Genomic DNA, 23,334 nt, shown 5'->3' with positions numbered 1-23,334 from the left:
CTCCTGAGTGAGCGGCTACTGGTCACTCCAGGAGCCGCCCAACGCTGCTTGTAACTGGACGCTCGTCACCAGTTGCGTAGCCACCAGAGCCAGCAAGGTCTGTCGCTCGCTCAGGCTGGTGGCCTGAGTGGTGGCGACGTCGAGGTAGTCGATGACCCCTGCTTCATACTGATCGCGACTGACGGAAGCGGACTCTTCGGCCGACTGCGCCGAATTGCGTCGTGCTTGCAGCTCAGGCTCCAGGGTGCGCAGTTCGACGAGGTAATCCTCCACCTCCCCCAACCCGGTCAACACCGTCTGGCGGTACGTCGCAACAGTTGCGTCGTAGGCGTGGCGGGCCTGGTCGACGCTGGCTTTGGTGGCGCCGAAGTCGAAGAGGGTACCGGTCAGGCTCGGGCCGATGGACCAAAAGCGGTTAGGCAACGAGAACAGGTTGCTGACGGTCGAGCTTTGGTAACCACCGCTGGCGCTGAGGGTCAGGTCCGGATAATAAGCGGCAGTGGCCACCCCGACGGCAGCGTTGGCGGCGGCCATTTCGCGTTCGGCGGCGGCGATATCAGGGCGACGTTCGAGCAACCGGCTGGGCACGCCCAGTGGTACATCTGGTACGTGGTATTGCCAGCCTGGGTCAGCGGCCAAGGCGAAATCGGCCGGTGGTTTGCCGATCAGCAAGGCAATGGCGTGTTCGTATTGCGCTCGCTGCCATTGCAGGTCGAGCATCGATGCCTGGGCGCTCTGCAGCTGGGTCTTGCCGGTGGCGAGATCGGCCCGGGACACGATCTGTTCATCGTACTTGTTCTGGATGATTTGCAGATAACGCTGGTAACCGTCGATGGTCTCGCGGTACAGGGCGATGCGCCGGTCGAGCAAGCGCAGCTGGAAGTAATCCTGGGCCAGGGACGACTGTGCGCTCAAGGTCGCGTTGCTCAGGTCCGCAGCACTGGCCTGCGCGCTGGCGCGGTCCTGCTCGGTGGTGCGTCGCAGCTTGCCCCAGATGTCAGCTTCCCAGCTGAGGTCCAGACTCGCGGAATGCTCCTTTCTGACCCCGCCACTGCTGGACGACCCGCTGGTTGTCGTGGCAGACGACCCGGTGGACGTTTCGCTGCGGGTGCTCGACCCGGTGCCGGTCAGCAGCGGGAACTGATTGGCACGGGACTCACGCACCAACGCCAGCGCCTGCTGATATTGAGCGGCATACAGCGCCACGTTCTGGTTATTCAATTGCACCTGGGCAACCAGGGTGTTCAGTAGCGAGTCCTGATACAACTCCCACCACGGCCCTTTGGGCAATTCGTCCTGAGGGCTGGCGGCTTTCCAGCCTTCGGCCTCCTTGAAGGAGGTCGAGATCGGCGCGGTCGGTTTGCGGTAGTCGGGGCCGACCGTGCAGCCGCCCAGAGCGCTGCTGGCCAGCAGCACGGCGATACACAAGCGGTTCAGCAGTGGAGCGTTCATTCATTCAACCCTGTCAGTCAACCGGGCACGTGAGTGCGGCGGATACGCGTGTGCCAGAAATGCCGGGAGGCTCGGCTCAGGCGGTCTAGATAGAGGTACACCACCGGGGTGGTGAACAGCGTGAGCAACTGGCTCAACACCAGGCCACCGGCAATGGCCATCCCCAGCGGCTTGCGCAGGTCGGCATCGCCGCCACTGCCAAGGGCCAGGGGCAAGGCGCCAAAAAAAGCAGCCAGTGTGGTCATCATGATCGGCCGGAAGCGCATGCGGCAGGCTTCGAGAATGGCGCGTTCTGGAGGCAGGTTCCGCTCACGTTCGGCCATGAGGGCGAAGTCGATCATCATGATGGCGTTCTTCTTGACGATGCCGATCAACAGCAGAATGCCGATCAGCGCGATCACCGTAAGCTGCATGTTCACCGCCTTGAGCAGCAACAGCGCGCCGACTCCCGCCGAAGGCAAGGTCGAGAGAATGGTCAGCGGATGAATGTAGCTCTCGTACAGCACGCCCAGCACGATGTACACCGCCAGCAGTGCCGCCGCGATCAGCCACGGCATGCTCGCCGCCAGCGCGGCATAGGCCTGGGCAGTGCCGGCGAAACCGTATTGAACGTCACGGGGCAGGCCGACCTTGTCGACGGCTCGGTTGATCGCCGCCGTGGCCTGTTCCAGCGAGGCACCGTCCTGCAGGTTGAAGGCGATGGTGCTGGTGGCCGATTGTCCCTGATGGGCTACGGCCAGTGGCGCGTTGTCCGGGCTGTAGGTGGCGAAGGCTTTCAGTGGCACTTGCTGGTTGTCGCCGTTGATCACGTACATGCGGTCGAGCATGGTCGCGTCGCTGGTGTAGACCGGGTCCAGCCCCATGACCACGTGGTACTGATTGAGGGTTTTGTACAGGGTCGCGACCTGACGCTGGCTGTAGGCGTTGTTCAGCAGGTTGTCGATGTCGCTGACGCTCACACCGAGACGACTCGCCGCACTGCGATCGATGTGCAGCTTGAGTTCCTGGCCGCCGGTCTGCGAGTCGGAGTCGATTCCGGTCAGCTCCGGCAACGCCCGCAGCGCTGCTTCGACTTTCGGTTCCCACACCCGCAGCAGGTCGAGATCATCGGCCTGCAAACTGAACTGATAGGCGGCATTGGCACTGCGCCCGCCCACGCGAATATCTTCGGCGGGCGTCAGAAACACCTGAATGCCCGCGACCTTGTTGTTGGCCTTGGTCAAGCGGTTGGCAATGGCCGCCGCGTTGCTGGTGCGCTGGGTGTAGTCCTTGAGGCGAATGAAGAAATCGCCGGTGTTGCGCGAGCCCGCCCGACCGCTGCCGGTGGACGACATCACCGCCTCGACGTCGGGGTCGGCGGCCAGGTCGTGGGCGATCTGCATCAGGTGCGGTTTGAGCGCCTGAAACGAGATGTTCTGGTCGGCGCGCACGGCGCCCATCAACACGCCAGTGTCCTGGGCCGGAAAGAAACCCTTGGGCACCGTGGCGTAGAGGTAGACGTTGAGCACAACGGTGAGCAAGAGGCTCAACAGCGTCAGCAAACGGTGGCGCATGATCCAGGTCAGCGCAGCCAGATAAGCACCCTGCATGCGCGCAAGCCCGGCTTCGATCCAGACGTACAGACGCGGTTCGCGGGCGTCATGGGCCGGCTGACGCAAGAGCATCACGCAAAGCACCGGGGTCAGGCTCAGGGACACAATCATCGACAGGCCGAGGGCGACGCTGAGGGTCACCGCGAACTCACGAAACAGGCGGCCGACGATGCTGCCCATCAGAAGAATCGGGATGAACACCGCCACCAGGGACAGGGTCATGGACAGCACCGTGAAGCCTACTTCGCGGGTGCCCATCAGCGCCGCGCGCAAGGGGCGCATGCCCATTTCCTGATAGCGGGCGATGTTCTCCAGCACGACAATGGCGTCGTCCACCACGAAACCGGTGCAGATGATCAGCGCCATCAGCGACAGGTTGTCGAGGCTGTAGCCGAGCAGGTACATGATCGAGCAGGTACCGATCAGAGACACCGGCAAGACCACCGCCGGAATCAGCGTCGCGCGCACGTTGCGCAGAAAGACGAAGACCACGGCAATCACCAGCAAGGTCGCGATGAGCAGGGTTTCTTCGGTGTCGTGCAGTGACGAGCGCACGGTGGGGCCGCGGTCGATCACGCTGATCAGCTGCACGTCCCCCGGGATCTCGCGCTGCAGCTCCGGAATCAGCGCCTTGATGCTGTCGATGGTCTGCAGCATGTTGGCACCCGCCTGGCGGGTGACGCCCAGAGTGACCGAGGGCTGGCCGTTGTAATAGCCGCCGACGAAGGTGTCTTCCACCGAATCGTAGACATTGGCCACGTCCCGCAGGCGTACGGCGCTGCCGTTCTGATAGGTGATGACCAGCGCCTGATAGTCGGCAGCCTTGTCGATCTGGTCGTTGGCATCGATCACCCAGCTCTGCCCATCGCCCTGCAGAATGCCCTTGGGCTTGGCATGGGTGGCATCGTTGATCGCGGTGCGCACGGTCTCCAGAGAGATCCCGGCGTGGTTGAGCAGATTGGGCTGGATGTCGATGCGCACCGCCGGCAACGCGCCGCCGCGCACCGACACTTCACCCACACCGTTGACCTGAGCGACCTTCTGCTGCAGCTTGCTGTAAGCCAGGTCATACAGCTCGCCCGGGCTGCGGGTCGATGAGGTCAGGGCCAGCATCAGCACCGGCGCCTCGGACGGGTTGGCCTTTCGATAGGTGGGCAGCGAGGGCATGGAGCTGGGCAACAGGCTGCGCGCGGCGTTGATTGCCGCCTGCACGTCGCGGGCGGCGCCGTTGATGTCGCGATCCAGTTCGAACTGCAGGATCAGCGTCGTCGAACCCTGGCTGCTGGTGGACGTCATTTCGGTGATACCGGCGATCTGGCCCAGGCTGCGTTCCAGCGGCGTAGCCACCGTTGCGGCCATGGTTTCAGGACTGGCTCCCGGCAGCGACGCGCTGACCATGATGGTCGGAAAGTCGACCTGAGGCAGCGGCGCCACCGGCAGCAGTGTGTAACCCAGAATGCCGGCCAGGGTAATGCTCAGGCTTAACAGAAGGGTCGCCACCGGGCGGCGGATGAAAAAGCGCGAAAGGTTCATGCCTTCGCCCTGCCCCGGCTGAAACGCGCCTTGGCCCGTTCCGACAGGCTATCGAACAACAGGTAAATCACCGGGGTGGTGAACAGCGTGAGGATCTGGCTCAGCAGCAGGCCCCCGACGATTACCAGCCCTAAAGGCCGACGCAGCTCCGCGCCCGCTCCGGTCGCGAGCATCAGCGGCAAGGCGCCAAAGAGTGCCGCCAAGGTGGTCATCAGAATCGGTCGCAAACGCAGCAGCGCCGCGCGATGAATCGCGTCTCGGGCGTTGAGGCGCTGATGCTGGCGGCCTTCCAGGGCGAAGTCGATCATCATGATCGCGTTCTTCTTGACGATCCCGATCAGCAAAATCACTCCGATCAGGGCGATCAGACTGAATTCCGTGTCGGTGAGCAGCAGCGCCAGTAACGCACCGATGGCGGCCGACGGCAGGGTCGAGAGAATCGTCACCGGGTGGATGAAGCTCTCGTAGAGCATGCCCAGCACGATGTACATGGTCACCAGCGCCGCGAGGATCAGCCACAGCGTATTGCCGGTGGCGGTCTGAAAGGCCTCGGCGGCGCCTTGGTATCGCAACGTGATGCTGCTCGGCGCGTCGAGTTCGGTCATGACCTGCGCGATGGCCTGCTGCGCCTGTTCCAGGGAATAGCCGTCCGCCAGGTTGAACGAGACGGTCACCGCCGGGAACTGGTCCAACCGGCTCAGCGACAGCGAACCGGTGCGTTGGCCGACCTTGGCGATGTCGGTCAGGCGCACCATTTGCGCCGGCGCAGTGGCCGTCGTTGAGCCAGTCGAACTGCTGGTGCTCGATGTGGTGGTGCTGGAGCTGCTGGTGGTCGACGCGGTTGTGGTACCCGTCGCCGCCGCCAGATAGATGTTGTCGAACGATGCCAGGTTCTGCTGGAATTTGCCCGGCACTTGCAGCACCACACGGTACTGGTTGGACTGAGTGAAGATGGTGGAAATCAGCCGCTGGCCGAAGGCGTTGTACAGCGCCGTGTCGACGTCCGCGGCACTGATGCCATAGCGCATGGCAGCGGCGCGATCCAGCTCCACGTAAGCGACCAGCCCCTGATCCTGCAGGTTGTCGATGACGTCACGCATTTCCACGCGGTGCTGCAGCTTCTCCATCAGCCGGGGCACCAGCGCCGAGAGGTTGGCGCTTTCCGAATCGTCGAGGGTGAACTGGTACTGGCTGGGGGTCAGTTGATCGTCGACCGTGAGGTCTTGAGATGACACCAGATTGAGTTGGATTCCGGCCACGGCACTGGCGGATTTCTCCAGGCGGGTAATGACCTGGGTCGCCGTGTCGTCGCGGTCTTCGAAGGGTTTGAGCTCGATCTGCAAACAGCCGTTGTTCAGGGAATTGTTGTTGCCGTCGACACCGATGGTGGACGACACCGACTGCACTGCCGGATCCTGGCGAACCACCTCCACCATGGCCTGCTGACGACGGGCCATTTCGCTGAACGAGACGTCTTGAGACGCGCGGGTAAAGCCCTGGATCAGGCCGGTGTCCTGAGTCGGAAAGAACCCTTTGGGCACCACGAGATAGAGAAAACCGGTCAGCGCCACGGTAGCCACCGCCACCAGCAGGGTCAGACGCTGGTGATCCAGCACCCACACCAGGCCGCGATCATAGGCGTTGAGCACTTTGTGATAGTGACGGTCGCCCCACGCGGCAAAGCGACCCTTACCCTCTTCCGGGACATGGCGCAGCAGGTGGGCGCAGAGCATGGGGGTGAGCGTCAGGGAGACAATCATCGACACCAGAATCGCCACCGCCAGGGTAATGGCGAACTCGCGGAACAGCCGCCCCACCACATCGCCCATGAACAGCAGCGGAATCAGCACGGCGATCAGCGAAAACGTCAGCGAGATGATCGTGAAGCCGATTTCCTGCGAGCCCTTGAAGGCCGCGGCCATGGGCTCTTCGCCCTCCTCCAGATGCCGGGAAATGTTCTCGACCACCACGATGGCGTCGTCGATGACGAAGCCGGTGGCGATGGTCAGCGCCATCAGCGTCAAGTTGTTCACGCTGAAGCCTGCCAGGTACATCACCCCGAAAGTACCGATCAGCGACAGCGGCACCGCAAGGCTCGGAATCAGCGTGGCGGTGAAGTTGCCGAGGAAGGCAAAGGTCACCAGCACCACCAGACCGATGGACAGCAGCAGTTCGATCTGCACGTCCTTGATCGAGGCGCGGATGGTTTGCGTGCGGTCGCTGATCACCGTGAGTTTCACCGAGTCCGGCAACGCCGACTGTAACGTCAGCAGCTTGGCCTTGATGCTGTCGACCACCTCGATCACGTTGGCGCCGGGCTGGCGCTGCACGGCAATGACAATCGCCGGTTGCCCGTTGGCGGTCGCCGACAGGTACTGGTCCTGAGGCGCTTCGGCGGTAGTGGCCACATCCTTCAGGCGCAGGGCCGCGCCGTTCTCGTACGCAAGCACCAACTCGCCGTACTCCACGGCATCGCGCAGCTGGTCGTTGGCGTCGATGGTGATCGAATGCGCAGGGCCATCGAACCCGCCCTTGGAGCCATTGACGTTGGCGGCGTTGACCTTGTCGTAAACGTCTTCAAGGGTCAGGCCGTGGGCCGCCAGACTGGTGGGATTGACCTCGATCTTGACCGCCGGCTGCTGACCGCCCGCGAGGCTGACCATGCCCACGCCGGAAATTTGCGAGAGCTTGAGCGCTACGCGCGTGTTGACCAGATCCTGCACGCGGGTGAGCGGCAGACTGTCGGAGGTGACCGCCAATGTCAGCACCGCCGTGTCCGCCGGGTTGACCTTTTTATAGGTGGGCGGGTTCGGCAGGTCAGTGGGCAGGAGGCTGTCGGCGGCGTTGATGGCGGCCTGCACCTCTTGCTCGGCGACGTCCAGTGACAGGTCCAGGGAGAACTTCAGGGTGATCACCGAAGCCCCGGCCGAACTGGTCGAGTACATCTGCGACAACCCGGACATCTGTCCCAACTGCCGCTCCAGCGGCGCAGTGACGGCAGATGCCAGTACGCTGGAACTGGCGCCCGGATACAGGGTACTGACCTGAATGGTCGGGTAGTCGACTTCCGGCAGCGCCGAGGTTGAGAGCAAACGGTACGCGAAAATGCCGGCCAGCATTACCGCCAGCATCAGCAACATCGTGGCCACAGGACGCTGGATAAACAGTCGCGACGGATTCATGGGGTAACATTGCCGGTGGCGGGCAAGGTACGTTTGGCCGTGGCCTGGTCGAGGGGCTTGGCCCCATCGCTGGCGGGTTTCTCGACCTCGACCTTGCTGCCTTCGCGCAGGTGATCGATGCCTCGGGTGACCACTTGTTCGCCCTGCTCCACGCCGTTGGTGATCACCGTCTGATCGCCCATGACCGGGCCGATGGTGATGCTGCGGCGATTGGTTTTGCCGTCCTTGACCACGTACAGAAACTCGCCATCGCTGCTCAGTTGCACAGCGGCCGACGGCACCACCACGGCGTTGTGCAGGATGTCGGTCGTCAGCTTCACGTTAACGAACTGGTTGGGGTAGAGCTTCTCGTCGGGGTTGTCGAACAGCGCTTTCAACTTGATGCTGCCGGTGGTGGTGTCGATCTCGTTGCTGATGAATTTCAGCGTGCCGCTGGCCAGCGGCGTGGTGCCCAACTGGTCGAGGGCCTGCACACTCAACGACTCGCCCTTGCGCACCTTGGGCAGCAGCGAGGCCAACTGCGCTTGCGGCAGGCTGAAGGTCACGGCAATCGGGTTGGTCTGGGTCACGGTGACGATGCCGGTGGTGCTGCTGGACGACACCACGTTGCCCGGGTCCACCAGACGCAGGCCGACGAAGCCATCGATCGGCGAGACGATTCTGGCGTAGGTCAGGTTGAGTTTCGCGGCGTCGATCTGCCCCTGATCGGCTTTGACCGCACCGGCGTACTGGCCGACGGTCGCCATCTGGGTATCCAGATCCTGCTTGGCCAGCGAGTCCTTGGCGAACAGCCGCTTGTAGCGTTCGGCGGTCAGTTGCGCGCTCTTGAGCAGCGCCTGGTTCTGCGCCATGTCGCCCTGATATTGATCCAGCGTGGCTTGGTAGGCTCGGGGGTCGATCTGCGCCAGCAGCTGGCCTTTCTTCACGTACTGGCCTTCGGTGAAATACACGGCCATCAGTTCGCCGTCGACGCGGCTGGTGACCGTGACCGAATAGTTGGGAATGACGGTCCCCAACGCTTGCTGGATCACGGGCACATCAGCGGTACTCGCCGTGCCCACGGCAACGCTCACAGTGGCGTTGGTGTCGACCATGCCAGGCCCGGCATGACGCCCACCGGGACCTGCGGGAACGGCGCTGCCCTCGGCCTGTGTCGGGGCCGAGGGCGAGCGGTGGTTGATGTACACAACGACAGCGCCAATGGCTGCGGCTATCAGGAGCGCAAATACAAGGCGCTTGCGTGAGCGGGCTGCCAAAATCTGGGTCATCGGATACTTCTGCAGGTGGACGAAATTTATCAAGCGTCAGCGCGACCGTTGCCGAGCCGACACACTCCAGCATCGCGCTTTTGGCACGAGGCGCCGCGACGGCTGCGGCACGGTTCAAGGCGGATCAAGCGATAGGTTGTTTCAAACTGTTGCGACATTTAGCCCTGCAACGCAGAGCCGGACAAGGAAAGGGGCCGACCTTTGCAGATTATTTACATTGGCGGTTGCTGAGGGGCTCCAGGTCGGCCATTGGGGCGTCGGGAGTCAGACATGCGGATTTCGATCTTTGAACTGGGTCGAACATGAGCTGGCGCGACACAGGCACAGATTCCCGAACGCCCTGTACAGCGTGTATCGCGCGCCTCGATAAAGCCTTCATCGAATGACGCCAGGCGCTACTATTGCGGGGGTCTGGCGACACTTGCGGGATCGCGCCTTGCCCTTCCCCGCTGACACCCGGAGCACCCATGAGTATTCCAAAAACAGTCGGAGCGGCCGCGTTGCTGCTGGTTGTACACGGTTGTGCAGTCGATCCCACACGCCCGCAACCCGGGCAAACCGTTGTTGACCTTGACTCGACATCCGGAACTGAAATGGTTGCCCGGCGGGCTAATGAAACGCCTGCCAGCGACCTCAGGACATTTCAATTCACCGGGAGCAAGCAAAGTCTCGAGGTTGGACTGACCAGGCGTGACTATCGAGGCATTCGTCGCCTGTGCATCGCGACGCTCACTTATGATGAGTTTCTGCCCGATCAGCACTATTCACTTATCCAGAGCACCACGGGCGGCCGAGTCGGCGTTCAACTGGTCGACCGCAGCGGATCCGTCATTGCTCATGTGGACGAGGTTCCTTGCCTGTAAACGGTCAGTTCTCTGGCGCACTGCGATCCGGCCTGATGCCATTTGCCTTGAACAGCCACTCGAACGCCTCCTGCACGTTCGGCGCTGCCGCTTGGGGCGGGTTTGAACGGATCTGATCGGCGGTGCGCTGAAACAAGTCCCTGACACCGGGCAGCACCGACACCGGCATGTCGGCGGCGCGCAACTGACGCTCGGCCTCCTCGACCTCTTTCAGGCGGCGTGGCGCATGAACCACATGGGTGCGGATCAGCGCTGCGAGAAAGTCGCGCAGGCTGGCTTGATCGATGTCGCTCAAGGCGTCGTGCAGCTTGTCGGTCACGCCCTGCTTTTCGGCGGCCATGAAGCACTCGATGGTCAGCGCTTCAAGCCCCTTGGTGAACACGCTGCGCAGGATTTTCAACGCCGCCGCGTCACCGGCGGCGCCGTCTTCCACGGGCTTGAGCGGTGCCCCGGCGGATGTGAACAGGTCGATGGCTCGATCCAGTCCCACGCCCGCGCCGAGCAGGTTGGTTTTCTCGTGGGTCAGGGCAATGGCGCCGAGAATCGCGACGTCCACGTAGGCAACACCCAACTCTGCAGCGTGGGCAGCAGCGGTCCTGATCTGCGCCGGGTCGGCGGTGGTCATGTCGACGAACAACGCGTTCTTTTGCATGCTGCCGAGCGCCTGTTCGGCAACCGTCAGGGAGACCGTGCCGAACACGCAGGACACCACCACATCGCACACGGGCACGACGTCGGCAATGGAAGTGGACACGTTCAGCCCCAGCTCCGCGGCGAACGCCTGGGCACGGGGGGACGGTTTCAAGTCGCACAAGACGATGTCATGCCCCGCCGCCGACCACGGCCGCGCGTACGTAAGGCCGACTTCGCCTGCTCCGATAATTCCGATTTTCATTGTTCTGGTTTCCGCTTCAGTGGGCCGCATAGGCGCCTTTGTAAGTGCCGGCAGCGATTTGCGCCAGCATCTCTGCTTCTTTTTGCTCGGTGGCCAGGCAGCGTTGCAGCAGGCTCTCTGCCTGCGATGCCGGGAAGGCAACGATGCCGTCATGATCGCCTACGACGATGTCTCCCGGCGAGACGAGCATGCCGCCAATGCTGACCGGGACGTTGATTTCCCCCGGACCGTTTTTGTAGGGGCCGCGATGGAAGCCAGCGCGAGCGAACACCGGAAATGTCCCCTTGCCGATGGTTGCCAGGTCACGAATGGCGCCGTCCACCACGACGCCGGCAGCACCGCGCTTTTCGGCGATTGCCGCCATGATGTCGCCCATCAAAGCACGGCTGATGTCGCCCCCGCCATCGACCACCAGCACCTGACCCGGGCTGAGAATTTCCAGCGCCTGATGAATCGCGCGGTTATCTCCGCAGGGGACTTTCACTGTCAGCGCGATGCCTGCCATCGTGCCTTCGATGCGATGAAACGGCTTGAGGGGCGCTCCGGGAAGACGGTCCAGGCAGTCGCTGATGATGGAGGTCGAGGTGCGGGTGTACGCCGCCAACAGGGCGCTGACTTCTGACGTTGAAGCGATTGCGTTCATGGGTGTTCCTCGGGTGGCTGATGTCACTGAGGATAAAGACGCTGTTAAATAGAAAAAGCGATATTATTCTATGCAACTACATGCTCTTAAGGAATGAATGTGATCACCCTTCGACAGCTCACTGCGCTGCACTGGATCGAACGTCTGGGCACATTCGAGCGCGCCGCCGAACACCTGCACACCACCCAGTCCGCGATTTCCAAACGCGTTCAGGAATTGGAATCGACCACCGGCCTGCAACTGTTCGACCGCTCGCAGCGCGGCGCGCGACTCACTGCAACCGGTGAAGAACTGCTGGTCATCGCCCGAGAAATGCTCACCCTTGCCGAGCGGATCACCTCGTTGAAAGACGGCACTCATGTCGTTACTCGACGGCTGAGACTGGGCGTCACAGAACTCACGGCGCTGACTTGGCTGCCGCGCCTGATCGCGCGGCTGGTGCAGGATTTTCCGGGGCTGACCGTGGAACCGGAAGTCGACATGAGCCGTAATCTCCACGAAAAGCTCATGGATGACCTGGTAGACCTCATCATCATTCCCGACACCTTCACGGCGCCAGAGGTCACTGCCGTGCCGCTGGCCATCGTGGAGAACGCCTGGATGGCAGCACCCGGGTTGATCCCGCATTCAGGGGTGGTGGGGCTGGCGGAGCTGGCCAGGTACCCGGTGCTGGTGCAGGGCAAGCGCTCGGGGTCTGGCCTGTTCGTGAACAAATGGCTCGGCGCGCTGGGCATCGAACTGCCCAAGACGCTCTCCTCTGACAGCCTCACTGCCATGCTCGGGCTGACCGCCGCCGGATTGGGCGTGACCTATCTGCCGCTGGAATGCTTTCGCCCGCTGGTCGATCAAGGAAAGCTGACAATCATCAACACTGACCCGGCGTTGCCCCCGGTGCCGTACATGGCGATGTACCGGAACGACCGGCCCTCGGCATTCGTAACCGAAGTCGCCTGCCGGGCCGTGGAGCTGTGTGATTTCTCGCGGCAGCTGCAAAGCTGAAAAGGCGCACGAGACAATACTCGTGCGCCTTGCTTGATCCGCCGGCGTCAGCTGTCGCTGCAGCCAATGGAAGGTTGTTTAGCCGGCAGTCTTCTGTTCACTAAGATCAGCAGGCTCGTGTATCGACAGCACGAAAACCAGCGCTGCCAACGAGCAGACGCCCAGGAAGAGAAACACCGCCGTCCAGCTATAGCTGTCCAGAAGCATGCCGGTGATCAGAGGCGCCATGGCCCCGCCTGCCTGACCGGCGCTGTTCACCAGGGACGCTGCGACCGGATAAGTCGCACGTGTGGTCAGGCCCATCGAATACACCGAAAACGATGAGTAGCCGATGTTCAGCAAAAAGCCGGTGCCAAACAGCAGCAGGCTGACAGAGAGCAGATCGTTGGGCGCATAGACGAGGGCGATCATCATCAGGCAGGTCGCCACAGCGCTGATCATCATCGTCGGTTTTCTGCGGCGGTCGAGAACGGTGTCGGACAGCCAGCCACCCACGATATTGCCAAGCACGCCGCCCGCGAAAGGCAGCGATGCGACGAAGCCGATCTGCATCAACTCGAAATGCTTCACCTCCCCCAAATACTTCGGCAGCCAGGCAAGCAGGACGTTGACCACACCTGTCATCAGCAGATAACCCAGACCACAACCCCAGATGTTCCATGATGCGAACACCGAACGTGAGGTGGCCAGAGGCGTCGTGTGTCTGTAGCGCAGCAGCTTGTCCAGCGCACCGAAGTTTTTGTGCGCGCGTACAGTGCCGCCGTCGGTCTTGGTCTGATCCTCGATGTACGCGGCCTCGGCCTCGTTGACCCGCGCTCCCGAACGAGGATCATTGGGCACCAGCCACCACCAGATCAGCGCCATCAACAGACCGGGGATGGCGAAGGCGAAGAACATCGTGCGCCAGCCATCAAGCAGGATCAGCGCAGCGCCGATGGGCGGAGCGATGACCGCGCCCATCTTTGCCGCAGACAGGAAAGCCCCTGTGGCCAGGCCCTTCTCCCGCGCTGGAAACCAGCGGTTGATCGTGCTGAGCATCGACAACGGCAGTGCTGCTTCAGCCACACCGAGCGCTGATCGATAGATCTTCAAAAGCCCGAAGTTATGCGCGGTGCCTATGAGCAACGTGACCACGGAGGTCAGGGCGATGGACACCGGCGCGACCAGGCGCACCCCTACCCGGCTCAGCAAGAAGCCCGCTGGAATCTGCCCCAGGGAGTAAAACAGGAAGAACGCGCTTACCAGCAGCCCTGCCTGCGCATTGCTCGCGCCGAACTCTTTCTGAATATAGGGCAGAGCGATACCGATGTTGGCCCGGTCGGCAGCGGCGAGCATGTAGACGACAACGATGACCGACAGGACTACCCAGCGATACTTTGACCTGGCCGTCTGGACGGCGGTGTCAGTGGTGGCAATTGCAGTCATGGCCCCTCCCTTTCTTATGCTTGTTGGAGTGGTCATGGTCGACATTCTGCAAGGATAGAAAAAGCGATAAATAAGAAACCTCAATCATTCCCTGGTGGAATGCGCAGAGAGATAGTCCCGTCACGGATCCGTCCACGACCGGCGGGCCACTTAAAGCCGGAATGTGAACGCGTTTGGGAAGTTCAGTAGCGGATAAGGAACACGGCTATCTCAAGCCTCAGCATTTTTTGCACACAAAATTGCACACTCAGCGCTTTTGCCTACTCTTACGTTTTCCCCTTCACAGACACCGATTGTTTGGACGCCTTCTCGTGTTACAGGAGTTATGTCATGCAAATGAAACGTTGGGCAGTACCGGTATGTGCATTGGCACTTGCCCTTTCGGGCTGCTCGAGCAACGAAGTAAGCCCCGACGAGTACTCCGGCTTTCTTAAAGACTATAAAGTCCTGAAGAAAGCCGAATCGCCATCCGGGGCGCCTGTTCTGCGCTGGATTCAACCGGGTGTGGACGCGAACCGATTCACCAGCGTCTACATAGAGCCCAGCCAGTTCTACCCTCAACCGCAACCGACCGAGAAACTTCCCGCCAATACCTTGCGCGGCATTACGCAGTCCTATGATCAAGCACTAAAGACCGCTTTTGCCACTGTCCTTCCACTGGCCGATGGCCCAGGCCCGAATGTGCTGGTAGTTCGCGCTGCGATAACAGCAGTCAGCGCCTCGAATAAAGGGCTACGCCCCTATGAAGTGATTCCAGTCGCCTTGGTAGCCGCCGGCGTGAGCGTGGCCACGGGCATCCGCGATCAGGATACAAGCGTGGCCACAGAGGCCGCTTTCCTCGACGCAGGTAACGGCGATGTGGTCGCGGAAGTGGTCCGTAAAGGGGCTGGTTATGAACTCGATAACTCCGCACAAGCCCTCAAGCCTGGAGATTTTCGAGGCGTTCTGGATGCGTGGGCGTCGGACATGGTCAAGTCGTATCAACAGCTGAAACGATAGCCGATCAGGCCATCAAGCGAGCGATTGCATGAAAGCCATACTGCTGAAGATAAAACACGAAGCCATGAAGGCCCTACCGCCTACGGTTTTCTTTTTCATCATCCTGCACATCGTGGCCGTCATTCGTGCACTCATGATGAAGGGCACCGGCGTATCGCTTCCCGTGTCAGCCTCCGTTCTGATCGCGTCACTGGTCCTCGGAAAGTCGGTGCTGGTCGCGGACATGCTGCCCTTCATCAATCGCTTCCCCGAGAAGCCACTGATCTGGAACGTGCTATGGAAAACCCTGATGTACGCTTTGGTCGCACTCGTCGTTCACTATCTGGAGCGGCTGTACGAATTCTGGAAAGAAGCGCCCAGCTTCTCTGAAGCGAATGACATGCTATGGAACGCAATGAATTGGCCTCAATTCTGGGCAGTCCAGATTCTGCTCGTGACACTGATATTCATGTACTGCGTATTTTCGGAGCTCGCCCGCGCAATTGGAAAGGAGCGCCTGAAGAAGATGTTCCTCGGTCCACTTCCAGTGGATGGCTGAGCAGCCAGACTGACCAACGGCGAGCATTAACAGTTGGTCTAGCGAATGCTTCGCTTAGACCTGTTACGAAACTTGATAGAGGTGACAATTATTGGCGTGTAACTTTTGATAATTGCTACGTTAGTTTTTGTTTGCTCGAATTGCGTAATCCCTGAAGATCAAATCTGACAAACGGTTGTCATTCAGTACGCAATCATGCAACTGAATGTTTCATCCAACACCTAAATGCATCAGGGCCTATAAGTAGCACGGTCGTTTCCCGTCAGGCTGCGAGAGGCGACGGAAAAGATTTCCTAGAAGTTTTCCATAGCCCGACTATTTTTACTTGCACCCGCCATCACTCCCTGCATGGCGCATTACCACTATGCCTAACGACTAGATGGAGCTAGAAATGATCTGCCAGACAGAATCCAACAAGTGTTTCCCTGCTCAGTCCAAACATCGACCCTCTAAAATTGCCGGGACTATTCTCTGCTTAGTTGCAGCAATCACGATGGCGAACCCTGCCGTTGCGGCCGACGCAGAGAAACCAAAACCTGCATCGGAGGCTACCAAGGCTGCTAACAATGCGCTTTTGAAAGAGCTGCCTTTCAGCGACAAGACATCCTTCGAGCTTGCTCACAAGGGCTTCATCGCGCCGCTACCGTCAGCAGTCATCAAGGGGACGTCCGGGAATGTGGTCTGGGACCCGGCCAAGTACTCCTTTATCAAAGAAGGCGAAAACGCTCCGGACACCACTAACCCTAGCCTCTGGCGGCAGTCCCAGTTGATCAATATCTCGGGCCTGTTCGAGGTGACCGACGGCATCTATCAGGTTCGCAACTACGATCTGTCCAACATGACCATTGTCGAGGGCAAGGACGGCATTACCGTCTTCGACCCGCTGATCTCCACCGAAACCGCCAAGGCGGCCCTTGAGCTTTATTACCAGCACCGGCCGAAGAAACCAGTCGTGGCCGTTATCTATACCCACAGCCACGTTGACCACTACGGTGGTGTGCGCGGAGTTGTGGATGAAAAAGATGTGAAAGCTGGCAAGGTGAAGATTTATGCGCCGTTAGGCTTCGTCGAGCATGCCGTGGCGGAAAACGTCATGGCGGGCACCGCCATGAGCCGTCGCGCCAGCTACATGTACGGGAACCTGCTCCCCCCTACCCCCACCGGCCAGCTGGGAGCAGGTTTGGGCACGACGACATCGGCCGGCACAGTGACGCTGATTCCGCCTACCGACATCATCAAAGAGACCGGCGAGACCCACGTCATCGACGGGCTGACCTACCAGTTCCTCTACGCGCCAGGCAGTGAAGCACCCGCCGAAATGCTCTATTACATTAAAGAAAAGAAAGCCCTCAACACTGCAGAAGACTCGACGCATACCTTGCACAACACCTACTCGCTGCGCGGGGCCAAGATTCGCGAGCCGCTGCCATGGTCAAAATACCTCAACGAGGCACTCAAGCTCTGGGGCGACGATGTTCAGGTGATGTACGCCATGCACCACTGGCCGGTCTGGGGCAACAAAGAGGTGCGTGAGCAGCTGTCTTCCCAGCGTGACATGTACCGTTATATCAACGATGAAACCCTGCGGTTGATCAACAAGGGCTATACCATGGTGGAGATCGCCGAGCAGTTCAAACTTCCCAAGGCGATCGCCAGTAAATTCTCCAACCGTGGCTACTACGGCTCAGTGAACCACAACGTCAAAGCCACCTATGTCCTGTACCTGGGCTGGTTTACCGGCAACCCGGCACAGCTCAACGAACTGCCGCCGGAAGAAGGTGGCAAGCACTACGTCGAGATGATGGGGGGTGAAGATGCCGTCCTCAAGAAAGCCAGGGAATACTTCGACAAAGGCGAGTTCCGCTGGGTCGCCGAAGTCGTCAACCACGTGGTATTCGCCAACCCAAGCAATCAGGCAGCGAAGAATCTGCAAGCGGACGCGTTGGAGCAGCTGGGTTACCAGGCGGAAAGTGGGCCATGGCGCAACTTCTACCTCACAGGTGCCAAGGAATTGCGCGAGGGTGTGATGAAGTTGCCAACGCCTGACACCGCCAGCCCCGACACGGTTCGAGCCATGGATCTGGACCTGTTCTTCGACTTCCTGGCCATGCGTTTGAACGGGCCAAAAGCCGAAGACAAGCGTCTCTCGCTGAACTTTGACTTCACCGATCTCAAGCAGAAGTATTCGGTGGAAATGGAGAACGGCGTGCTGAATCACACCGAAGGCGTTGTCGCCAAAGACGCTGATGCGACGGTCACCCTTACCCGGGACACGCTGAATAAAATCGTGCTGAAAGAGACTTCTTTGAAAGATGCACTGGCCTCGGGGGACATCAAGGTAGACGGGACTCAAGGCAAGCTCGAAGAGCTGGTTTCTTACATGGACGATTTCGATTTCTGGTTCAACATCGTAACGCCCTGATCGACCAGCCTTTGGACAGCGGGAACGGGACTGGAAGCTAACCTTGAGAACAGACGGCGGCGCTTGAGGCGCCGCCGTCACCCGACGGGTCAGACATAGAGGCCGGCATCAGATTGCGGCCGATTGCTATTGATGTGAGAGACCGCCTTGGGTCGATTCTGTTGAAAAATCGACCTTTCAGGAAACGTGACGCTGAGCTTGGCATCATCAAAGAACCTATCGCCACTATTTAAGTGGTATTTCGGTACTTCGTTGACGTCTGCTGCTTTCTCAAGAGGTTAATTTGAGGTTTTTTGCTTGAAACAGGCGTCTCTATCCTCTGGCGGGCGGGCCTTGAGATGTAAGTTCGGCCAGTCGCCCCCGATGCTGTACAGCAGGCGCTAACGTGAATTCGTCGGTAGCGCCACCTCATCCCTCGTTGTCGCAAGCGATGCAGTTTCAAAATGCACTTGAGGTGGGGCGAACAACATTTCTACCTTCTTACATTCGGAACGAGAGCTGCCGAGGCGATCTGGCGTGCGGGCCCTGCGGCTTATCGAGGCAGCATCCGTCTAAGCGTGTTATCTCGCACGTAGTAGTGATGGATTAAACCCGCCACCGCATGCAGTCCAATCAGCCAATAGCCCAAGCTGCCCAGCCATTCATGCCAGCCTTTGATCTGCTTGGCCAGAGCTGGATCAAGAGCAACCGGCGCGGGTATAAAAAACTCGAAGTACGGTACGGGTTTTCCTCCAGCGGCCAGCATCAGCCACGCCAAGATTGGTGTGGCGATCATCAGGATGTAGAGCAGCCCGTGCATCGTGTGAGAGAGCCCAATTTGCCATGCGGGCGGCCTCGGGCTTATCGCCGGTGCCTTGTAGATCAGGCGCCCCAGCAAGCGAACCCAGACCAGCACAAAGATTGAAAGCCCGAACAGACCGTGCATGCCCAACGCTGCTGAGCGCAATGCGCTGCCGCGGGGAGCCAGCCCCTTGAGTTCGATACAGGCATACACGCCGACAAACAGCGCAAGCATCAACCAATGCAGATACATCGAGAGTTTTGCGTAACGAGGTGAAAGTGACGTCATGTCGGGGTTCGCTTTCAAGAGGTGGATGAAAAGGCATCGGAGGCGATCGGACTGTGCCGCAGCTGCCTTAAGGAAGTCTGAAGAAGGTGGCCTGCCGCATTTCTCCCACCTTCAGACTTCGTTAAGAATCGGTGCTGATACTCCACCTCATTCACCACTGGGGAGGAGCCTCACCCATGCAGGGTCTGGACTGGAATGTTTGTCTGCCACTGAGCTTCGGAACCCCTGAAGCTTCCACTCTTTCACTGCAACGAGCCTTGGCTCGGGAGCCGTTGCGCGACGCGTTCGAAGCCTTTATCCAGCAGCGTTTCCGCAAAGTCCACAACGCCGAGATTTGCCACTTCATGCCTGAGTTATTCGGCCTGAACGACAACTCAGGCAGCCTGTGTGCAGTCGCCGGTGTGCGGAGGGCAACCTCATCTGCTTTGTTTCTGGAGCACTACCTGGACGATCCGATCGAGCGCGCCATCGAAGCTCACGCTTCGCATCCTGTCGATCGCAAAAGCATTGTCGAGGTTGGCAACCTCGCCGCGAGTAATCTGGGTAGCGCCCGGTTGAGCATCATCACGATTACCTGGCTGCTGGCGATGGGCGGTCTGGATTGGGTCGCGTTCACAGGCAATGCCGCCCTGGTCAATAGCTTCAATCGCCTGGGTCTGCGCCCCGTTACTTTGTGTGCTGCCGACCCGATGCGGTTGGGTGATGACCGCCATGCCTGGGGCAATTACTACGACACTCAACCAAGCGTGCATGTTGGAGATATTCGCTCCGGCTTTATGCATTTGGGTCACAGCGGCGTATTCGAGCGATTTGGCTTGCCACTGACCTTGGAGCTCAACTGCAATGTCGCCTGAACTGAACGCTTTTCGCCAGCGGATCGCTGAGCTCGCCATCGATCAGCCACACGCCTATGCGTTATGGGGCGACGGCCTCAAGCTCGACTATGCAGAACTGGATGCCGAGATTCGTCTGCGACAGCAGATACTCAGCGACCTGGATGCCAAAGTCGTCGCTATCGCTCTGGACAACGGGCCCGATTTTTTGATCTGGGATCTGGCAATTCTATTCGAAGGCCTCGCCTGTCTTGCCCTGCCCCCTTTCTTCAGCACCGCCCAGCGTCTGCATTGCCTTGAGCAAAGTCAGGCCGATGTAGTTATTGCAGGCCCCGACCATGATGATGAACTGGAGCAATCCGGCTTCCGGTGCCGTGATGGCTTCTGGATTCGAGCTGTGTCTGAGCTCCCCTTACTTGCGGCAGGTACTGCGAAACTGACATTCACTTCAGGCACCACCGGCACGCCAAAGGGGGTGTGCCTGAGCGCCGACAGTGTGCTACGGGTTGCCCGCGGGCTGCACGATGCAAGTGAGTCGCAGCAACCTCTGCACCACCTTTCGTTGTTGCCCCTGGCAATTCTGCTGGAGAACATCGGCTGCTATGCAGCCCTCTATGCCGGCGCCATGATCAGCCTGCCCAGCCAGCGAACCTTGGGCATTCAGGGCGCCAGTGGCGTGGATCTGCCACGGCTGCTCTCGACCTTGAAGCTTCGAAACCCGCACAGCATGATTCTCGTGCCGCAGCTCTTGTTGCTACTGATCACGGCCTGTGAAATCGGAGCGCTCGATAGCAGCCAATTGCGATTCGTTGCAGTGGGAGGCGCCAAGGTCAGCCATGAGTTGCTGCTGCGTGCCGATCTGGCAGGTCTGCCGGTTTACGAAGGCTATGGGCTTTCGGAATGCGCTTCGGTAGTGGCGCTGAACCGTCCCGGCGCTCATCACCCCGGCAGTGTCGGCAAGCCCCTGTCGCACGTGCAGATACGACTGGCCGAAGACGGCGAAGTGATGATCGCAGGCTCCGGGATGCTGGGTTATCTGGGCGACAGCCGCCCTGTGCCTGAATGGTGGCCTACCGGCGATTTGGGCGAGTTCGACGCCAACGGGTATCTCTACCTCCACGGACGCAAGAAGCATCAGTTCGTGACCAGCTTCGGGCGCAACGTCAATCCCGAGTGGGTCGAGGCTGAACTGACTCAGCACGGCCGCATCGGCCAGGCGTTCGTCTACGGCGAAGCGATGGCCCACAACCATGCGTTGATCTGGCCGCAGCGCCCGGAAACCACCGACCTGCAACTTGCCGATGCCGTCGCCCAGGCCAATCGATCGCTGCCTGACTATGCCCGAGTGCATGGCTGGACACGGCTGGAACAACCTTTCAGCCCGGGCAACGGCATGGCCACCGCCAATGGCCGCCCGAAGCGCGACGCCATTCTGGCGCATTACCGTCATCTCTTTATCGAGCCCACAAGAGCTAAGGATTTTCATTCATGAGTTTTTTCGAAACGCTACAAGGAGCCACCCGTACCGAACGCGAAACGCTGTTCAACCTGCCGGTCATTCACCAGGCGCTATTCGGCCAGGTGACGCTGGAGAGCTATCAGGCATTCCTCAATCAGGCTTACTTCCACGTGCGTCACACCGTACCGTTGATGATGGCCTGCGGTGCTCGCCTGCCCTCGCGGCTGGAATGGTTGCGCGGCGCCGTGTGCGAATACATTGACGACGAATACGGGCATGAACAGTGGATCCTCAACGATCTGCGGGCCTGTGGCGCCGACGCTGATGCGGTGCGCGACGGCTCGCCCGGCCTGCCCATCGAATTGATGGTCGCCTATTTGTACGACCTCATTGCCAGAGGAAATCCCGTCGGCCTGTTCGGCATGGTCAATGTCCTGGAAGGCACCAGCATCGCCTTGGCGACTCACGCGGCAGGTAGCATCCAGCAGCGCCTTGGCCTTCCCTCCACGGCATTCAGCTACCTGAGTTCCCACGGCAGCCTGGACGTTGGCCACATGGAAACCTACCGAAAACTGATGGATCGCCTCGAAGACCCGGAAGATCAAGCCGCCGTGATCAAGGCGTCAAAGGTCGTCTATGCGTTGTACACCGAAATGTTCCGGCAGTTGCCTGGCGCTATGGCCGAGTCTGAAAAGGAATCAGCTCATGCGTCTGTCTGAAGCCCGCGTCATTCTGACCGGCGCCAGCGGCGGAATCGGTATGGCCATCGCCGAATCGTTGTGCAGTCATGGTGCAGAGGTACTGGCGGTGTCCAGGCATCAGGAGCCGCTGATACCCTTGCAGATGCAGTACCCGCACCTGCTGCATTGGGTCAAAGCCGACCTGACCACTCACGAAGGCCGTCAGCATGTGCTGATGACAGCGCAGGCCATGGAGGGCATCAACCTGCTGATCAATGCTGCTGGAGTCAACCATTTCGCCATGCTGGAGCAACTGCCAGGTCGTGAGATCGATGCAATGCTCAACATCAATCTGCATGCTCCGATCCAGCTCACGGGCCTGATGCTGCCGATGTTGCGCAGTGCCAGGCGAGCAATGGTGGTCAACGTCGGCTCCACGTTCGGATCAATCGGCTACGCCGGCTACACGACCTACTGCGCCAGCAAATTTGCCCTGCGCGGGTTCTCCGAGGCATTGCGCCGTGAGTTGGCGGATACCCGTGTCGGCGTGTTGTACGTCGCGCCCCGTGCAACCCGCACCGCCATGAATGGGCCAGCGGCACGTGCCTTGAATTCCGCTCTCAAGAGCAACGAAGACGCCCCCGATGCAGTCGCTGCTGCCGTCGTCAGCGCTATCGCTGGAGATCAGCGCGAACTCTACCTCGGCTGGCCGGAACGATTTTTCGTCCGCCTTAATGGACTGCTGCCTGCTGTCGTGGATCGTTCCCTGCGCAAGCACTTGCCGCTCATTCGTCGACTGAGCAATATGCCCTTTGAAGAGAAACCCAAACCATGAAAGCAATCTTCGTCGCTTTGCTCTTCCTCCTCGCCGCGCCCGTCTGGGCATTGGACGCGCCTGATCAACAACGCCTGACCTCGATCCAGCAGGAATGGGCCCATATCCAGTACCAGCTGCCTGAAGACCAGCGAGTCGCCGCATTCGAGAAACTGGCATCACAGTCCTCAGCATTCAAGCAGGAACGCCCGGATGTTGCCGAAGCTTGGGTCTGGTCGGGCATCGTCACCAGCAGCTGGGCCGGTGCGCAAGGCGGGCTTGGAGCACTGAGCAAAGTCAAACAGGCGAAAGCGGATCTGGAGAAGGCGCTGGCCCTTGATCCCAACGCCCTGCAGGGCTCCGCCTACGCAAGCCTTGCCGCGCTGTATGACCGAGTGCCCGGCTGGCCCATTGGCTTTGGCGACTCCGAGAAAGCTCAGGGTCTGCTGGAACAGGCTTTGAAAGTCAATCCCGATGGCATCGACCCGCTGTACTTCTGGGGCGATCATCTTTTCCGCCAGGGGCACTATGCTCAAGCCTGGGCCGCGCTGGACAAAGCCTTGCAAGCGAAACCGCGTCCCGGCAGAGAACTGGCTGACAGTGGGCGGCGCAAAGACATCCAGCTGCTGCTGGTCGAAGTGAACAAGAAACTGAAATGACGGAGCCGT

At 60.2% G+C, this 23,334-nt stretch carries 18 protein-coding genes and 1 pseudogene; 10 read left to right on the top strand and 9 right to left on the bottom strand.

Annotated features, from left to right (window positions below; translation table 11 throughout):
• Window positions 1-15: 15 nt before the first annotated feature.
• Genes BWR59_RS02285 through BWR59_RS02270 form a run of 4 tightly spaced genes read right to left on the bottom strand, consistent with a single transcriptional unit; the run spans window position 16 to window position 9,027 of the window.
• Window positions 16-1,452: an efflux transporter outer membrane subunit gene (locus tag BWR59_RS02285; RefSeq protein ID WP_081564031.1), complete on the bottom strand. Its 1,437-nt coding sequence runs from the start codon at window positions 1,450-1,452 to the stop codon at window positions 16-18.
• 17 nt (window positions 1,453-1,469) lie between these two features.
• Entirely contained in the window at window positions 1,470-4,577 is a 3,108-nt protein-coding gene (locus BWR59_RS02280; protein ID WP_081564030.1) for an efflux RND transporter permease subunit, read from the bottom strand.
• Window positions 4,574-7,759: an efflux RND transporter permease subunit gene (locus BWR59_RS02275; RefSeq protein WP_081564029.1), complete on the bottom strand. Its 3,186-nt coding sequence runs from the start codon at window positions 7,757-7,759 to the stop codon at window positions 4,574-4,576. The genes BWR59_RS02280 and BWR59_RS02275 overlap by 4 nt, the downstream gene beginning before the upstream one ends.
• Entirely contained in the window at window positions 7,756-9,027 is a 1,272-nt protein-coding gene (locus tag BWR59_RS02270; RefSeq protein WP_081564028.1) for an MdtA/MuxA family multidrug efflux RND transporter periplasmic adaptor subunit, read from the bottom strand. Before BWR59_RS02270 ends, BWR59_RS02275 begins: the two co-directional genes overlap by 4 nt.
• 467 nt (window positions 9,028-9,494) lie before the next feature.
• On the opposite strand from BWR59_RS02270, the gene BWR59_RS02265 reads away from it, so the two are divergent.
• Window positions 9,495-9,890: a hypothetical protein gene (locus tag BWR59_RS02265; protein ID WP_143490746.1), complete on the top strand. Its 396-nt coding sequence runs from the start codon at window positions 9,495-9,497 to the stop codon at window positions 9,888-9,890.
• Window positions 9,891-9,894: 4 nt separating this feature from the next.
• Here the strand turns inward: BWR59_RS02265 and BWR59_RS02260 are convergent, their stop codons facing one another.
• Together BWR59_RS02260 and BWR59_RS02255 are read right to left on the bottom strand one after the other, a co-directional pair.
• Window positions 9,895-10,785: an NAD(P)-binding domain-containing protein gene (locus BWR59_RS02260; protein ID WP_168184438.1), complete on the bottom strand. Its 891-nt coding sequence runs from the start codon at window positions 10,783-10,785 to the stop codon at window positions 9,895-9,897.
• 16 nt (window positions 10,786-10,801) lie between these two features.
• Window positions 10,802-11,428, bottom strand: a complete 627-nt coding sequence (locus BWR59_RS02255) for an RraA family protein (RefSeq protein ID WP_218191127.1) — start codon at window positions 11,426-11,428, stop codon at window positions 10,802-10,804.
• A 99-nt stretch (window positions 11,429-11,527) separates the two neighbouring features.
• Between BWR59_RS02255 and BWR59_RS02250 the strand changes: the two genes are divergently transcribed.
• The gene (locus BWR59_RS02250) at window positions 11,528-12,427 is read left to right on the top strand and encodes a LysR family transcriptional regulator (protein ID WP_081564025.1); all 900 of its coding nucleotides are present in this window, start codon (window positions 11,528-11,530) and stop codon (window positions 12,425-12,427) included.
• A gap of 78 nt (window positions 12,428-12,505) precedes the next feature.
• Here BWR59_RS02250 and BWR59_RS02245 read toward each other — a convergent pair whose 3' ends face one another.
• Window positions 12,506-13,852, bottom strand: a complete 1,347-nt coding sequence (locus tag BWR59_RS02245; protein ID WP_081564024.1) for an MFS transporter — start codon at window positions 13,850-13,852, stop codon at window positions 12,506-12,508.
• A 330-nt stretch (window positions 13,853-14,182) separates the two neighbouring features.
• Here BWR59_RS02245 and BWR59_RS02240 point away from each other — a divergent pair, with 330 nt between their 5' ends.
• From BWR59_RS02240 to BWR59_RS02230, 3 genes are all read left to right on the top strand, one after another.
• Window positions 14,183-14,851, top strand: coding sequence for a DUF3313 domain-containing protein (locus tag BWR59_RS02240; RefSeq protein WP_081564023.1), 669 nt, complete (start codon window positions 14,183-14,185; stop codon window positions 14,849-14,851).
• A gap of 28 nt (window positions 14,852-14,879) precedes the next feature.
• The gene (locus BWR59_RS02235) at window positions 14,880-15,389 is read left to right on the top strand and encodes a hypothetical protein (RefSeq protein ID WP_081564022.1); all 510 of its coding nucleotides are present in this window, start codon (window positions 14,880-14,882) and stop codon (window positions 15,387-15,389) included.
• 574 nt (window positions 15,390-15,963) lie between these two features.
• The gene (locus BWR59_RS02230) at window positions 15,964-17,811 is read left to right on the top strand and encodes an alkyl sulfatase dimerization domain-containing protein (RefSeq protein ID WP_230981937.1); all 1,848 of its coding nucleotides are present in this window, start codon (window positions 15,964-15,966) and stop codon (window positions 17,809-17,811) included.
• 312 nt (window positions 17,812-18,123) lie between these two features.
• Here BWR59_RS02230 and BWR59_RS32735 read toward each other — a convergent pair.
• Both BWR59_RS32735 and BWR59_RS02220 read right to left on the bottom strand, forming a co-directional pair.
• Window positions 18,124-18,341: pseudogene (locus BWR59_RS32735) on the bottom strand (IS5/IS1182 family transposase); the annotation flags it as partial.
• A 2-nt stretch (window positions 18,342-18,343) separates the two neighbouring features.
• A complete protein-coding gene (locus BWR59_RS02220) occupies window positions 18,344-18,880 on the bottom strand; it encodes a cytochrome b (protein ID WP_081564020.1) in 537 nt (178 codons plus the stop codon).
• Window positions 18,881-19,056: 176 nt separating this feature from the next.
• On the opposite strand from BWR59_RS02220, the gene BWR59_RS02215 reads away from it, so the two are divergent.
• The 5 genes from BWR59_RS02215 to BWR59_RS02195 are packed head-to-tail and all read left to right on the top strand — an operon-like array spanning window position 19,057 to window position 23,325.
• Complete coding sequence (locus tag BWR59_RS02215; protein WP_081564019.1) at window positions 19,057-19,734, top strand: thermostable hemolysin; 678 nt, start codon at window positions 19,057-19,059, stop codon at window positions 19,732-19,734.
• Complete coding sequence (locus BWR59_RS02210; protein WP_081564018.1) at window positions 19,724-21,205, top strand: AMP-binding protein; 1,482 nt, start codon at window positions 19,724-19,726, stop codon at window positions 21,203-21,205. The genes BWR59_RS02215 and BWR59_RS02210 overlap by 11 nt, the downstream gene beginning before the upstream one ends.
• A complete protein-coding gene (locus BWR59_RS02205; protein WP_081564017.1) occupies window positions 21,202-21,891 on the top strand; it encodes an iron-containing redox enzyme family protein in 690 nt (229 codons plus the stop codon). Before BWR59_RS02210 ends, BWR59_RS02205 begins: the two co-directional genes overlap by 4 nt.
• Window positions 21,878-22,687 (top strand): SDR family oxidoreductase, encoded by an 810-nt coding sequence (locus tag BWR59_RS02200; protein ID WP_081564016.1) that lies wholly within the window; start codon window positions 21,878-21,880, stop codon window positions 22,685-22,687. The genes BWR59_RS02205 and BWR59_RS02200 overlap by 14 nt, the downstream gene beginning before the upstream one ends.
• Window positions 22,684-23,325: a hypothetical protein gene (locus tag BWR59_RS02195; protein ID WP_081564015.1), complete on the top strand. Its 642-nt coding sequence runs from the start codon at window positions 22,684-22,686 to the stop codon at window positions 23,323-23,325. Before BWR59_RS02200 ends, BWR59_RS02195 begins: the two co-directional genes overlap by 4 nt.
• Window positions 23,326-23,334 lie beyond the last annotated feature (9 nt).

The sequence above is a fragment of the Pseudomonas sp. Bc-h genome (genome assembly GCF_002080045.1).
Taxonomy (GTDB): Bacteria; Pseudomonadota; Gammaproteobacteria; order Pseudomonadales; family Pseudomonadaceae; genus Aquipseudomonas.
The sequence above is the reverse complement of the archived record's forward strand: the minus strand, read 5'-3'. Positions and strand labels throughout refer to the sequence as shown.